The sequence below is a fragment of the Nonomuraea sp. NPDC049625 genome (assembly GCF_040675285.1).
GTDB classification, from domain to species: domain Bacteria; phylum Actinomycetota; class Actinomycetes; order Streptosporangiales; family Streptosporangiaceae; genus Nonomuraea; species Nonomuraea angiospora_A.
The window spans coordinates 348,972-363,079 of sequence record NZ_JBFAOQ010000004.1 but is presented as its reverse complement, the minus strand read 5'-3'; the positions used below and the strand labels follow the sequence as shown (position 1 = coordinate 363,079).

At 72.5% G+C, this 14,108-nt stretch carries 14 protein-coding genes; 5 read left to right on the top strand and 9 right to left on the bottom strand.

Annotated features, from left to right (window positions below; all coding sequences use genetic code 11):
* The first annotated feature begins 67 nt into the window (after positions 1–67).
* Entirely contained in the window at positions 68–595 is a 528-nt protein-coding gene (locus tag AB0J87_RS20035; RefSeq protein ID WP_350736651.1) for a TlpA disulfide reductase family protein, read from the top strand.
* Entirely contained in the window at positions 592–2,475 is a 1,884-nt protein-coding gene (locus AB0J87_RS20030; RefSeq protein ID WP_363967138.1) for an ABC transporter ATP-binding protein, read from the top strand. Before AB0J87_RS20035 ends, AB0J87_RS20030 begins: the two co-directional genes overlap by 4 nt.
* Here AB0J87_RS20030 and AB0J87_RS20025 read toward each other — a convergent pair.
* The 8 genes from AB0J87_RS20025 to AB0J87_RS19990 form a co-directional block, all read right to left on the bottom strand.
* Positions 2,400–2,879, bottom strand: a complete 480-nt coding sequence (locus tag AB0J87_RS20025; RefSeq protein WP_363967136.1) for a S26 family signal peptidase — start codon at positions 2,877–2,879, stop codon at positions 2,400–2,402. The genes AB0J87_RS20030 and AB0J87_RS20025 overlap by 76 nt on opposite strands.
* A 162-nt stretch (positions 2,880–3,041) precedes the next feature.
* Positions 3,042–3,788, bottom strand: coding sequence for a sulfite exporter TauE/SafE family protein (locus tag AB0J87_RS20020; RefSeq protein WP_363967134.1), 747 nt, complete (start codon positions 3,786–3,788; stop codon positions 3,042–3,044).
* 130 nt (positions 3,789–3,918) lie between these two features.
* Positions 3,919–4,815, bottom strand: coding sequence for an alpha/beta hydrolase (locus AB0J87_RS20015; protein WP_363967132.1), 897 nt, complete (start codon positions 4,813–4,815; stop codon positions 3,919–3,921).
* A complete protein-coding gene (locus tag AB0J87_RS20010) occupies positions 4,812–5,783 on the bottom strand; it encodes a branched-chain amino acid ABC transporter permease (protein WP_363967130.1) in 972 nt (323 codons plus the stop codon). The genes AB0J87_RS20015 and AB0J87_RS20010 overlap by 4 nt, the downstream gene beginning before the upstream one ends.
* Entirely contained in the window at positions 5,780–6,640 is an 861-nt protein-coding gene (locus AB0J87_RS20005) for a branched-chain amino acid ABC transporter permease (RefSeq protein ID WP_350736669.1), read from the bottom strand. Before AB0J87_RS20005 ends, AB0J87_RS20010 begins: the two co-directional genes overlap by 4 nt.
* A complete protein-coding gene (locus AB0J87_RS20000; RefSeq protein ID WP_363967128.1) occupies positions 6,637–7,296 on the bottom strand; it encodes an ABC transporter ATP-binding protein in 660 nt (219 codons plus the stop codon). Before AB0J87_RS20000 ends, AB0J87_RS20005 begins: the two co-directional genes overlap by 4 nt.
* Entirely contained in the window at positions 7,293–8,048 is a 756-nt protein-coding gene (locus AB0J87_RS19995) for an ABC transporter ATP-binding protein (RefSeq protein ID WP_363967126.1), read from the bottom strand. The genes AB0J87_RS20000 and AB0J87_RS19995 overlap by 4 nt, the downstream gene beginning before the upstream one ends.
* 3 nt (positions 8,049–8,051) lie before the next feature.
* Complete coding sequence (locus AB0J87_RS19990) at positions 8,052–9,233, bottom strand: ABC transporter substrate-binding protein (RefSeq protein WP_363967124.1); 1,182 nt, start codon at positions 9,231–9,233, stop codon at positions 8,052–8,054.
* Between the two features lie 89 nt (positions 9,234–9,322).
* On the opposite strand from AB0J87_RS19990, the gene AB0J87_RS19985 reads away from it, so the two are divergent.
* From AB0J87_RS19985 to AB0J87_RS19975, 3 genes are all read left to right on the top strand, one after another.
* Complete coding sequence (locus AB0J87_RS19985; RefSeq protein WP_363967122.1) at positions 9,323–10,129, top strand: PaaX family transcriptional regulator C-terminal domain-containing protein; 807 nt, start codon at positions 9,323–9,325, stop codon at positions 10,127–10,129.
* 96 nt (positions 10,130–10,225) lie between these two features.
* Positions 10,226–11,665, top strand: a complete 1,440-nt coding sequence (locus AB0J87_RS19980) for a long-chain fatty acid--CoA ligase (RefSeq protein WP_363967120.1) — start codon at positions 10,226–10,228, stop codon at positions 11,663–11,665.
* A 6-nt stretch (positions 11,666–11,671) separates the two neighbouring features.
* The gene (locus AB0J87_RS19975; RefSeq protein WP_363967118.1) at positions 11,672–12,784 is read left to right on the top strand and encodes a 5-methyltetrahydropteroyltriglutamate--homocysteine S-methyltransferase; all 1,113 of its coding nucleotides are present in this window, start codon (positions 11,672–11,674) and stop codon (positions 12,782–12,784) included.
* A 24-nt stretch (positions 12,785–12,808) separates the two neighbouring features.
* Here AB0J87_RS19975 and AB0J87_RS19970 read toward each other — a convergent pair whose 3' ends face one another.
* Entirely contained in the window at positions 12,809–14,092 is a 1,284-nt protein-coding gene (locus AB0J87_RS19970) for a Gfo/Idh/MocA family oxidoreductase (protein ID WP_363967116.1), read from the bottom strand.
* Positions 14,093–14,108: the final 16 nt, after the last annotated feature.

Below are 14,108 nucleotides of genomic sequence, written 5' to 3'. Positions count from 1 at the left end.
CCGACACCGGGCCGGCACCGTCCTGGTGGGTTTTCCGTGCTTCGCCGCCCACCCCTGAGGAGCTCGCATGCCGTATCTCGTGGCCGCCGTCGTCGTTGTCGGATTGCTGTGCCTGGTGGATCTGGTGCTGACCCTGGCGGTGATCCGCCGGCTGCGCGTGCACACGCTGCGGCTGGCCGAGCTGGCGCCGACGGGTGCCCCGATGGTGCAGCCGGGAACGACGCTCGGCGATTTCAGCGCGACCGCCCTCGGCGGCGAGACCGTGTCGCGCGCGTTCTTCTCGGGGCCCTCCGTGGTGGCGGTGTTCTCCACCGAATGCGCGTCCTGCCACGAGCGGCTGCCGGAGTTCGCGTCCTACCTGGCCGACACCCGTCCCGAACGCGTGCTGGCCGTGGTCACGGGCGACCCCGACGAGGCCCGGCTGTTCACCGGCGAGCTGACCTCGGCCACCGTCGTGGTCGAGCCGATGGGCGGCCCGGTGAGCAGGGCGTTGCAGGTCTCCCGGTTCCCCAGCTTCTACCTGGTCGACGGGGACGGGGTGGTCGTCGCGGCCGACACCGCCCCGGGCAGGCTGCCGGCGGCCACGCGCCGATGACCTCTCCTGCCGGGCACGGCGGCGCCACGCCGCGACGGCGCTTTCGCGCGGCCGCGGCGTCGGCCTGGCGGGCGCACCCGGCCGCCGTCCTGGCATCCGGGATCACGGTGCTGCTCATGGGCCTGGTCCCGGTGGTCACCGCGTGGCTGACCAAGCTCGTGCTCGACGGGCTGGCGGCCGGGGCGGGCCTTGCCGAGCTGCTCCCGTACGGCGTGGCTCTCGGCGTGACCGGCCTGGCGGGCGCGGCCCTGCCCGCGGCCGCGGAGTACGCCCAGGAGCAGCTGCGCCGCGCGCTCCAGGTGCTGATCCAGGACCGGCTCTTCCAGGCCGTCAACGCACACCCGGGGCTGAGCCGATTCGAGAACCCGGCCTTCCACGACCGGGTACGGCTGGCGCAGGACGCCGGCCAGAACGCGCCGCAGCGGATCGTCCGCTCCTCCCTGGGCATCGCCCAGGGAGCCGTCACCCTCGCCGGGTTCACCGCGGCGCTGGCCGTGCTGGCGCCGGGGATGATCCTCGTCGTGGCGCTCTCCGCGCTCCCCTCGGTCCGCGCCCAGCTCGACCTGTCCCGGCGCCGCGCCGGGATGATGTGGGGCGTCAGCTCGAGGAGCCGGCGGCAGATCTTCTTCGCCGGCCTGCTCACCAGCCCCGACGCGGCCAAGGAGATCCGGCTGTTCGGCCTCGGCGACTTCCTGCGCGCCAGGATGCTGGGCGAGCTGCGCGCGGTCAACGCCGCCGAGCAGGGGCTCGCCCGCAGGACACTGCGTACCCAGGGGACGCTGTCGCTGCTCGGGGCGGCCGTCGCCGCGCTCGGCCTGCTCTGGGCGATCAGCGGCGCCGCGTCGGGCACGCTGAGCGTCGGCGACGTCGCCGTGTTCGTCGCGGCCGTCGCCGGGGTGCAGTCCGCGCTCGCTTCGATCGTCGGCCAGTCCGCCGACGCGCACAACGCGCTGCTGATGTTCGGGCACTACCTCGACGTCGTCGCCGACGCGCCGGACCTGCCCGTCCCGCGGCGTCCGCGCCCCGTCCCCGCGCTGCGCCAGGGCATCGAGGTGCGCGACGTGTGGTTCCGGTACGACGACGCGCATCCGTGGGTGCTGCGCGGAATCGACCTGTTCATCCCGCGCGGCGGCTCCCTCGCCCTGGTCGGGCTGAACGGCGTGGGCAAGAGCACCCTGGTCAAGCTGATCTGCCGGCTGTACGACCCGGTACGCGGGTCCATCCGCTGGGACGGCGTCGACCTGCGGGAGATGGACCCCGCCGAGCTGCGCGGCCGCATCGGCGCGGTGTTCCAGGACTACATGTCGTACGACCTGACCGCGGCCGAGAACATCGGGCTCGGCGACGTCGCGGCGCTCGACGACCGGGACCGGGTCGAGGCCGCCGCCAGGCTGGCCGGTGTCCACGAGACGGTCGCCGGGCTGCCGCGGGGCTACGACACGCTGCTGAGCCGGATCTTCTTCGGCGACCGGGACGACCCCCAGGCCGGAGTGGTGCTGTCCGGCGGGCAGTGGCAGCGTCTCGCGCTGGCCCGCGCCCTGATGCGGAAGGGGCGGGACCTGCTCGTGCTCGACGAGCCGAGCTCCGGCCTGGACGCGCAGGCCGAGCACGCCATCCACCAGAGCCTGCGCCGCCACCGCGCGGGGCGGACCAGCCTGCTGATCTCGCACCGGCTCGGCGCGGTGCGGGAAGCGGACGTGATCGTCGTGCTCGCCGAGGGGCGGATCGCCGAGCGCGGCTCGCACGCGGAGCTGATGGCGCTGGAAGGGGAGTACGCGGGGCTGTTCACCCTGCAGGCGCAGGGCTACGAGCCGACGGAGTCGGAGGAGGGGGCGAGCCGGCGGACGACGACGCCGAGCACGCGGTCGAACGGCACGTAACCCCATGCCCGCGAGTCCTCGCTGACCGGCCCGTCACCGAGGACGACCAGCCGGCGTGCCGGCACCGTGTCGCCCGGCGACGCCTCCACCCGGGCCATGACCTGGGCGGGCACCGGGTCACCCGGCACGGCCACCGCGCGCTTGATGAACCACATGGCCGCCCCCGGCCGAGGCAGCGGCCCCGTACGCCACTTCCCCCCGGGCAGCGCGGTCTGCAGCACCACGACCTGGCCGCGCCTGACACCCGACCCCGTGGTCCTGCGGACGAGCACCCGGTCGCCCGTGCGGTAGGTCGGCAGCATGCTCGCCCCGCTGATCCGTACGACGACGAACCGCCGCCGGGCGACGGCCAGAGCGGCGGCCAGGGCCGCGATCGGGGCCAGCAGGATCATGACGCGCCGCACGGCTGCCCTCCAAAGTCGATCACCATGGGTGGACTGCCGACACTAACGCCCGATCGCCTCCGCCGGGGCGGGGGCCCGGCGCACCCGTACCGCCAGCACGATCAGGACGACGGGGAGGAGCGTGACCGGATCCGCACACTTGCGGAGGCGAGGCGGCCCGCTTCAGCGGACGAGCAGATGGACGAGGGCGACCCCGCCGACGGCCACGATCAGGAAGCGTAGCGTCGCAGGGCTGAAGCGGCGGCCCGCCTCGGCGCCGAGCCGGCCGCCGAGGGCGGAGCCGGTCGCGATGAGCGCGACGGCCGTCCAGTCGTAGTCCGCGACGAACAGGAAGAGGAGCGCGGCTGCGGCGTTGACCACGGCGACCAGGACGTTCTTGGCGGCGTTGAGGCGCTGGGGCGTCTCGTCGAGGAGCATGCCCATGAGGGACATGTAGATGATCCCCTGGGCGGCGGCGAAGTAGCCGCCGTAGACGCCGGCGAGCAGCAGCCCGGCGAAGAGCCCGCGACCGGGCGTTTCACGGTGGCGGCGGCGCAGGTACGTGTTGATGCGGGGCTGCAGGATGACCAGGACGAGGGCCAGGGCCACCAGGACTGGGACGATCCGCTCGAACGCCGCGGCCGGCAGGGTCAGCAGGAGCACGGCGCCGCACAGGCCGCCGAGCAGGGCGGCGACGCTCAGTTTCAGCAGGCGCCGGGACTGGCCGCGGAGCTCTCGGCGGTACCCGATGGCTCCGCTGATGGAGCCGGGGATCAGGCCGAGCGCGTTGGTGACCGTGGCGGTGACGGGCGGGAGGCCGATGGCGAGCAGTACGGGGAAGGTGATGAGGGTTCCGGAGCCGACGACGGTGTTGAGTGCGCCGGCGCAGATGCTCGTCACGAAGACGGCGAGCATCTCCCAGGGGGTCACGACGTTCCCGACGGACAGCGGTCAGGGGAGGCGCTGCTCATGGCCGGCGGGGTCGTCGTCATGCGGCGACGTTAGACGGGAAAAGCTTCGACGCCCGGCGAAGTGTCGGCGCTCACAGGGGGGCGAGCGGCTATCGGGTGGCGTCGGCGTGGTGGGCGAGGGTGGCGATGCGGGAGGCGAGGTCGGGCCAGAGCGGCCTGGGCAGGTCGTGGCCCATGCCGTCGATCATCACCAGCTCCGCGCCCGGGATGGCGGCGGCGGTCGCGCGGCCGCCGCTCGGGTCGCACATGGCGTCCTCGGCGCCGTGGATCACCAGCGTGGGGACGTCGATGGAGCGGAGCCGGGAGGTGCGGTCGCCCGAGGCGACGACCGCGACGGCCTGGCGGGCGACGGCGACCCGGTCGTGGTCGCGGTCGTACGAGAGGCCGGCGCGGTCGCGCAGCGCGGCCTCGTCGAACGCGAAACCGGGCGAGCCGGCCAGGCGGAAGATCAGGACCGACCGCTCGACCGCCTCCTCGCGGGTCGTCGGCGGCGGCCCCGCGAACGCGGCCATCGCCTCGGGCCGGGCCTGGCCCACGGACGGGTCGCCCGTGGTGGACATCATCGACGTCAGCGACCGGACCCGGCCGGGATGCTCGATCGCGATCGTCTGGGCGATCATCCCGCCCATCGAGGCGCCGACCACGTGGGCGCTGTCCAGGCCGAGCGCGTCGAGCAGGCCGACGGTGTCGGCCGCCATGTCGGAGAGCGTGTAGGAGGCCGAGGACGCGTCGCCCGCGAGCGCCGCCGGCAGGTCGGGCGGCGGCGCGTCGTGGAGGTGCGTGGACAGGCCGGAGTCGCGGTTGTCGAACCGGACGACGTGCAGGCCGCGGTCGACGAGCTCCGCGCAGAGGCCGTCCGGCCAGTTGATCAGCTGCCCGGCGAGGCCCATCACCAGCAGCACGGGCGGGGCCTGGGGGTCGCCGAGGCGCTCGTACGCGACCTCGATGCCCGACGGACCGACGTTCGACGCCTTCTCAACGGTCACCGATGGATCATTCCCCGGCGGTCCCGGTCGATGCGGCCGGAGACGGCGGGGAGCAGGCCGCGGGGCAGGAAGAGCACGACCAGGATGAGGACGAGCGCGTACACGGCGTACGACAGCACGCCGGGCGCGTACGACGGCATCCCCGGCAGCGCGGCCAGGCTGTTCAGCCCCTGCACGAGCAGCGTGATCGCGGTCGCGCCGACCACGGCGCCCCAGATCGTGCCCAGCCCTCCGACCACGGCCATCACGATGTACTGGATCGAGATGAGCACGGGGAACGAGCCCGGCGCCACGTACCCCGTGTAGAAGCAGTAGATCCCGCCCGCGAGCCCCGCGAACGCCGCCGACAGCGCGAACACCACCAGCTTGTACCGCCCGACCGGGATCCCCGAGGACGCGGCGGCGGTCTCGCTGGTGGCCAGCGCGCGCAGGGCGCGGCCCGGCCGCGAGGTGATCACGTTCCGGGTCACCAGCATCACCAGCGCCAGCCCGATCCAGGTCAGGTACGCGTACGCGGACGCGCCGCCCGCCTCGAACGACCCCACCGAGAACTGCGGGATGGCCTGCAGCCCGATGTCCCCGCCGGTGACCTCCAGCTGCCCGGCCAGCGAGAGCAGGATGAGCTGCATGGCCAGCGTCGCGAACGCCAGATGGTGCCCGCGCAGCCGCAGCAGCGGCACGCCGATCACCAGCGCCGCCGCGGCCGCCACCACGGGTGCGGCGATCAGCCCGGCCAGGGGCGGCACGCCGTGCAGGGACAGCAGCGCGGCGGTGTAGGCGCCGACGGCGTAGAAGGCGCCCTGGCCCAGCGACACCTGCCCGGCGTAGCCCATCAGCAGCGACACCCCGACGGTGACCATCGCGGCCAGCCCGAGCAGGATGTACACGGCCAGCGCGCTGTCGTCGAGCACCGCGGGCAGGGCCAGGGTCACGGCCGCGACCAGCAGCCCGGCCACCAGGCGGATCATGTCTGCTCCTGGGAGATGGCCGAGCGCCGGCTCGCCTGTACGATCATGACGACGATCATGAGACCCAGCGCCACCTCCAGCTGGTGCGATCCGTAGCCGTACCCGGCGGCCATGGTCTCGGCCACGCCCAGCAGCAGCGCTCCGGCCAGCGTGATCACGGGCCGGGTGAGCGCGCCGAAGACGGCCGCGGCGAAGGCGTTCACGATGAGCGTGACGTCGGTGTCGAACGAGATCGGCCGCAGCGGCGTCACCAGCACCCCGGCGATCCCGCCGAGCAGCCCGCCCAGCGCGAACGCCAGCAGCCCCATCAGCCGCGTGTCGATCCCGACCACGCGGGCGGCGTACGGATTGGAGGCGCACGCTGTCAGCGCCTTGCCCAGGTAGGTGCGCCCGAAGAAGAGCGCCAGCAGCGCGAACGCGGCCGCCGTCACGCCGATGACCAGCAGGTGCTGCGTCTGGACGCGCGCGCCCGCCAGCGTCACCGAGCCCGCCAGGCCGGGCGCCGAGCGCGGCTGGTCGCCCCACAGGACGATCTCGACGGCGTACGCGAGCACGCCCACGCCGAGCGTCACGATCAGGGACGACAGCGGCGTGGTGCCGCGCCGGCCGATGGCGGCCAGGCCGGTCAGCAGCCCCGCCAGCGCCGCGACCAGGACGGCGGCCAGCTCGCTCAGCCCGTGCGGGAACCCGAGCCCGAGCAGCGACGACGCGCACAGCCCGGCCACGACCGCGAACGTGCCCTGCGCGAAGTTCACCACGCCCGTGACCCGGTGGATCACGACCAGGCCGCTGGCGATGAGCGCGACCGCGCACCCGACCGCGAGCCCGTTCAGCAGGTACGTGAGGAAGGCGCTCATGTGATCGCCCCGCCCAGGTACGCGCTGGCGACCCGAGGGTCGCCGGCCAGCTCCGCGCACTCGCCCTCGGCCACGATCCGGCCGGACTCCAGCACGTACGCCCGCCCGCACAGGTCGAACGCCAGCCGCGCGTTCTGCTCGATGAGCAGCACGGTCAGCCCCTGCTCCCGGTTCAGCTCGGCGAGGTGGCCGGCCAGGTCGGCGGTCACGTTCGGGGCCAGGCCCAGGGAGAGCTCGTCCACCACGAGCACCTCGGGCCGTGACATCAGGGCCCGCCCGAACGCCACCATCTGCTGCTCGCCTCCCGACAGCACCCCGGCCTGCCGCCCGGCCAGCTCCGCCAGCCGGGGGAGCAGGTCGTACACGGACGAGGGATCCCGCAGACCCGACCGCCACCCGCCCAGGGCCAGGTTGTCGGCGACCGACAGGTCCGGGAAGAGCTGGCGGCCCTCCGGGATGAGCGCCAGCCTGCCCCCGATCCCGACCGTGCCCGCGGCGGGCCGGAGCAGCCCGGCGAGGGTGTTGGCCAGCGTGGACTTGCCCGCGCCGTTCGGGCCGAGCAGGGCGACCATCTCGCCCCGCCCCACCGTGAGCGTGACGTGGTCGAGCGCGGTCGCGGTGCCGTACGAGACGATCAGGTCCTTGACGTCGATCATGCGGTCTGCCCGAGGTAGGCGGCGAGCACCAGCGGATCGGCCCGCACCTCGGCGGGCGAGCCGTCGGCGATGACCCGGCCCAGGTCGAGCACCACCACGCGGTCGGCCAGCCGGGTCACGAACGCGACGTCGTGCTCCACGAGCAGGATCGTCAGCCCGTCCGCGCGCAGCTCCTCCACCAGCGCCGCGAGCCGCTCGCGCTCCTGGCCGCGCAGCCCCGAGGCGGGCTCGTCGAGCAGCAGCAGCCGGGGCCGGGCGCACAGGGCGCGGGCGAGCTGGAGCGCCCGCTGCTGCCCGATGGGCAGCAGGTCGGCGGGCCGGTCCGCCCACTCGGCCAGCCCCACGCGGCTCAGCACGGCATCCGCCTCGGCGGTGATCTCGCGCTCGTCGCGCCGGTGCCGCGGCAGCCGCAGCGCCGCCGACACGAACCCCGCACCGGTACGGCCGTGCATCCCGACCATGACGTTCTCCCTGACCGTCATGCCGCGGAACACCCTGGCCGCCTGGAACACGATCGACATGCCGAGCCTGGCCCGCCGGTGCGGCGCGAGCCGGTCCACCCGGTGCCCGCGGAACGAGATCTGGCCGTGGTCGGCCGCCAGATGCCCGGTGATGAGGTTGAACAGCGTGGACTTGCCCGCCCCGTTCGGCCCGATGACGCCGCAGACTTCGCCGTCCGCGACGGCCAGGGACACGTCGCGGACGGCGTAGACGCCCCCGAAGGAGCGGGAGAGCCCGGTGACCGTCAGCACCCGCTACCCCGCGCCGACGGTCTTGGTGAGCTGCTCCTTGGCCCAGTCGGTGGGAACGAATTTCCCGTTCTGCACCGTGTTGACCGAGATGAACTCGGGGGAGAGCCCGGAGTGGTCGGTGGGGGAGTAGCGGAAGCGGCCGTTGGGCGTGACCAGGTCCATGCTCTCCAGGGCCTGCTGCACCTTGGCCTTGTCGGTGCTGTTCGCCTTCCTGATCGCCTCGAAGAGCAGCAGGCTCGCGCTGTAGCCGTCCTGCGCGAACTGCGGTGGCGGATAGCCGTGTTTCTGCTGGTACGGCTTGGCCATCTGCTCGATGACCTGCTTCTGCTTGCCGTCGGGCAGATATTCGCCGACGACGCCGATGGCGCTCTGCACCGTCATGCCCTCGGCCGCGCCGCCCATCGGCTCCAGCCACAGCTTGCTGGCCTGCGACGCGGTCAGGAACAGCGGCGTCTTGAGCCCCGAGGCCACGTACTGCTTGGCCGCCGTCACGCCGGGCGCGCCCGAGCCCCAGAACACCAGCGCCTCGGCGGCGGAGTCGCGCACGTGGGTGAAGAGGGGGCTGAAGTCGGAGGTGGTCGTCTCGTACGGCTCGTCCACGGCGACCTTCACGCCGTACTTGGACGCGAGCGCGATCATCGACTTGTGGCCGGAGACCGAATAGGCGCTCTTGGAGTCCCAGGCCACGGCGATCGTCTTGATGCCCTTGGCCTGGATGTACTGCAGGTAGCGCTCGGCGTACATACCGGACAGGGCAGGGGTGACGAAGATGTACGACTTGATCGGCTCGACCTGCTCCTGGGCGGGGGCCAGCGACAGGTACGGCATCTTGTCACGCTGCGCGAGCGGCTCGACCGCCAGCGCCGAGTTGGAGAACACCGGGCCGATCAGCACGTCGATGTCGCCCTTGATCTGGTTGTAGGCCACGATGCCCTGGTCGGGGGCGGTCTTGTCGTCGCGCGCGACCAGCTCCACCTTGCGGCCGAGTAGCCCGCCCTGCCCGTTGACCTGCTCGACGGCCAGCTCGACGGCCTTCTTGTCCTCGCTGCCCAGCGGCGTGTAGTTGCCGGTGAGGGAGACGATGAGGCCGACCTTGATCGGGTCTTGAGCACCGCCGCCTGAATCACCGCCGCAGGCGGTCGCGGCCAACGCGAGACAAACCAGAGACGGGAGCAGCCTGCGCATCAGGACCCTCCAAGCCGGGATGTGGCCCTGAATGTAGGCAGATATATTACGGGTGTCAAGAGAATGCCCAAGATGCGGGGAGGGCTGAGATGCGGCCTCAGTCGGTGATTCTGACGTTCCTCGGCGATCACGTGTACGGCCGCGGGATCTGCGTGTCCTCGGGCAGCTTCATCGAGGCGTTCGCCAAGGTCGGGATCTCGGAGGAGGCGACGCGTTCGACGCTGACCCGGATGGTCCGCCGCGGCCTGCTGCGCCGCCAGCGCTCGGGCCGCCGCATGTACTTCGGCCTCACCCCGACGAGCACCGAGGTGCTCAAGGACGGCGAGCGGCGCATCTGGCACAGCGGCGTCGTCAACGACGCGGACGAGGACCGCTGGACGCTGATCGGCTTCTCGCTGCCCGAGTCCTGGCAGCGGGAGCGGCACGAGCTGCGCTCGCGGCTGGTCTGGGCCGGGTTCGGGCCGCTGCAGAACGGCCTGTGGATCGCTCCCGGCGACGTGGACGCCGCGCACGTGATCGAGGACCTCGGCGCGAACGTGAAGGTCTTCTCCGCCGAGCCCCGGCACCCCACCGACATGCAGGCGCTGGTCGGTGACGCCTACGACCTGTCGGGCCTGGGCGAGCGCTACCGGGAGTTCCTGCGCCGCTGGGACCGGGCCGACCCGGCGGCGGACGCGCCCGACGACCTGGCGCGCTCGCTGACGCTGCTGACCGGCTGGCTGCAGATCATCAGGGCCGATCCGCGGCTGCCGCTGCGGTACCTGCCGCACGACTGGCCGGCGGAGAAGGCCCAGCGGGTGTGCCACACGTTGCACGAGCGGTTCAGGCCGGAGGCGGGGCGGATCGCGGAGCGGCTCCTCGACGTTGTGCCGGATGAAACTTGGGCAGAACGGTGACAGCCATCGCCCAGTGGCCTAACTTGATGGCTTGAGCGTCAAGGAGCGCCGATGCGGAATCAGGGGATTGGCTCATGGCCCGCACGCCGGGCCCGCATGACGCCCGAACGGGTGGCGGTGACGTACCGGGGACATGACCGCACGTACCGTGAGCTGAGCGAGCGGACGTACCGGCTGGCCTCGGCGCTCGGCGTGGGGCGCGGCGAGCGGGTCGCCTTCCTCGGGGTCAACCAGCCCGCGCTGGTGGAGACGTTCTTCGCGGCGGGGCTGGTGGGGGCCGTGTTCGTGCCGCTCAACGCCCGGCTGGCCCGGCCGGAGCTGCGCTACATCCTGGAGGACGCGCAGGCGTCGGTCCTCGTGCTGGGCGAGGAGCAGGACGGCGAGGGGCTGCCGGGGCGGCACGTCACCGACTATGAGGCGCTGCTCGCCTCCGGCTCGCCCGAGCCGATCGACGAGCCGGTGCGCCAGGACGACGTGTGCCTGATCATGTACACGTCCGGGACGACGGGACGCCCCAAGGGGGCCATGCTCACCCACGCCAACCTGACCTGGAACACCTTCAACCTGCTGGTCGACGTGCCGCTCGCGCACGACGAGGTCACGCTGGTCGGCGCGCCGCTGTTCCACATCGCGGCGCTGGCCCAGACGCTGGTGCCGACCGTGCTCAAGGGCGGCCGGGTCATCCTGGAGCCCTCCTTCGACGTGGACCGGACGTTCGACCTGATCGAGGCGGAGCGGGTGACCGTGATGTTCGGGGTGCCGTCGATGTTCGGCTTCCTCACGCGGTCGCCGCGCTGGGCGGGCGCGGACCTGTCGAGCCTGCGGCACCTGCTGTGCGGGGGAGCGCCGGTGCCCGAGCCGCTGATCCGGATTTATCAGGATCGGGGGCTGACGTTCCTGCAGGGGTACGGCATGACCGAGACGGCGCCCGGCGCTCTCTTCCTCGGGGCCGAGCACTCGATCGCCAAGGCGGGCTCGGCCGGGGTGCCGTGCTTCTTCTCCGACGTACGGCTGGTCGCGCCCGACGGCTCCCCGGCGGGTCCCGGTGAGCCGGGCGAGGTGTACGTACAGGGGCCCAACGTCATGACCGGCTACTGGCGGCGGCCGGAGGAGAGCGCGAAGGTGCTGTCGGCGGACGGCTGGTTTCGCTCGGGCGACGTCGGCGTCGCCGACGAGGACGGCTACGTGCGCATCTCCGACCGCCTCAAGGACGTGATCATCTCCGGTGGCGAGAACATCTATCCCGCCGAGGTGGAGAGCGTCCTGTTCGGGCACGAGGCGGTCGCCGAGTGCGCGGTGATCGGCGTGCCGGACGACATGTGGGGCGAGGTGGGCAAGGCGCTGGTCGTGCCGGCCCCGGACGCCGCGATCGAGCCCGATGAGCTGCTGGCGTACCTGGACGGCCGCCTGGCCCGCTTCAAGATCCCGAAATATCTGCAATTCGTCCCTGAGCTGCCGAAGAACGCGGCGGGCAAGCTGCTCAAAGCCCACCTCAGACAGCTCTACGGGCACAACCTTGACGACCAGAGGAGATGATCTTCGATGCGCACCTCGCCACCGTTCCGCGCGGACCACGTCGGCAGCCTGCTCCGCCCGCCCGCGCTGCTCCGCGCCCGCGAGACCCTCACGGGCGACGCGCTGCGGGAGGCCGAGGACGAGGCCATCAGGGAGGTGGTACGCCGCCAGGAGGAGGTCGGGCTGCAGAGCGCCACCGACGGCGAGTTCCGGCGGGCCTCGTGGCACATGGACTTCATCTACCGGCTCGGCGGCATCGGCCAGGCCAGTGACGAGCACATCACGGTGCGCTTCCACAACGAGCAGGGGGACATCGAGTTCACCCCGGCGGCGCTGCGCGTGCACGAGCGGATCCGGCTGAACGAGCCGATCTTCGCCGACGACTTCACGTTCCTGCGCGACACCGTCACCAGCCGTAACAGCGGGGTCGTGCCGAAGCTGACCATCCCCTCGCCGAGCATGGTCCACTACCGGGGTGGTCCGGCCGCCATCGACCCCGAGGTCTACCCGGACGTGGAGGAGTTCTGGCGGGACCTGAGCGCGGCCTACGCCGAGCAGGTGCGCAGGATCGGCGCGCTGGGGTGCACGTACCTGCAGTTCGACGACACGAGCCTGGCGTACCTGAACGACCCGGCCCAGCGGGCGGAGCTGAGCTCGCGCGGGGACGACGCCGAGCACATGCACCTGCGCTACATCAAGCAGATCAACGCCGCCCTGGCCGCCAAGCCCGCCGGGATGACGATCACCACCCACATGTGCCGGGGGAACTTCCGCTCCTCCTGGGCCGCCTCGGGCGGGTACGACTTCGTGGCGGAGGCGCTGTTCGGCGAGCTGAAGGTGGACGGGTTCTTCCTGGAGTTCGACGATGAGCGGTCCGGGGGCTTCGAGCCGCTGCGCTTCGTGCCGCCGGGGAAGATGGTGGTGCTGGGGCTGGTCACGACCAAGCGGGGCGAGCTGGAGTCGAAGGACACGCTCAAGCGGCGGATCGACGAGGCCGCCAAGTTCGTCGACCTCGACCAGATCTGCCTGTCGCCGCAGTGCGGGTTCTCCTCGACAGTGGAGGGCAACCAGCTCACGTCCGACGAGCAGTTCGCCAAGCTCCGCCTGATCGTCGAGACAGCCCAGGAGGTCTGGGGCTAGCCCCCACCCGCCCCCGGCGGCGCTTCACGCGTGGGGGGCGAACGTGACGACCGAACCCGTGCGGCGGGCCTGCTCGGCGGCCCACACCACGCGATGGGTCATGAGGCTCTCGAACGCGTCCGAGCGCAGCGGCGACGGGTCTCCCGAGGCGACGGCGGCGAGGAAGGCGTCCACCAGGCCCTCGTCCCCGCCGCCGTGCCCGTCCGCCGCCGAAGCCCCCTCCGAGGCTTCCCGCGCGTGCGCGTGGGCGGCGGTCGTGTCGACGAGTTCCTCCTCGCCCGTGCGGAAGTCCACCACGCGCAGGGTGCGGCCGTCGCCGTCGACGTAGCCGTGGGTGCCGAACAACCGCGTCCGCCGGTCCTCCATCGGCGTGAACGCGCTCATCGTGAACGAGCACGTCGCCCCGTCGTCGAACTCCATCACCACCTCCTGGTGATCGACCACGTCGTTGTCGCACGCGTACACGCACCGCCCGTACGGCCCCACCCGGAGCGCCTCCAGCACGGCCTCCCGCGTCCGCCCGGGCGTGACGGCCGACAGCGGCCAGAACTCGCTCGACGGGTCCCCGAGGCACCCGAGATAGAGCCGCGGCGCCGAGTACGGGCAGGACGGCTCCAGGGGGCAGTCCACGCACCGGTCCGCGGCCGACGCGGGGCGGTCCTCGGCGCGGAAGTGGGACAGGGAGCCGAACGACGACACCCGCGCGGGCGGCCGGCCGAAGAGGTGTACGAGCCAGTCGATGTCGTGGCACGCCTTGGCCAGGAGCATCGGCGCCGAGGTGTCCTGGCGGCGCCAGTGGCCGCGGACGAAGGAGTGCGCCTGGTGCCACCACCCCACCGGCTCGAGGTGCTGGGCGCTGATCAGCCGCCCGATCCGGCCGGAGTCGAGCAGGTCCCGCACGGCCTTCGTGTATGGCGTGTACCGCAGCACGTGGCAGACGGCCAGCATGATCCCGTTGCGCCTGGCGGCCTCGGCGATCCGTGCCGCCTCCCGCTCGTCCGGCGCCATCGGCTTCTCCAGGAGAATGTGGTAACCGAGGTCCGCCAGCGCCACTGCGGGGTCGGTGTGCAGCTGGTCCTGCGTGGCGATGACGACCGCGTCGGCCTGCCGATCCGCCGCCGCCAGCTCCTTCCACCCGGGGAACGCCGACTCGGCCGGGACGCCGAACTCCGCCGCGAACGCGGCGCGGCGCCGCGGGTCGGGCTCCGCGACCGCCACCACCCGCCCCGCGCCCGTGGCGTGCGCGTGGCGGGCGTAGGTCAGCCCTCGCAGGCCGCCGCCGACGACGGCTAGAGTCACCTCAGTCATGGAACCTTCCCGGCGA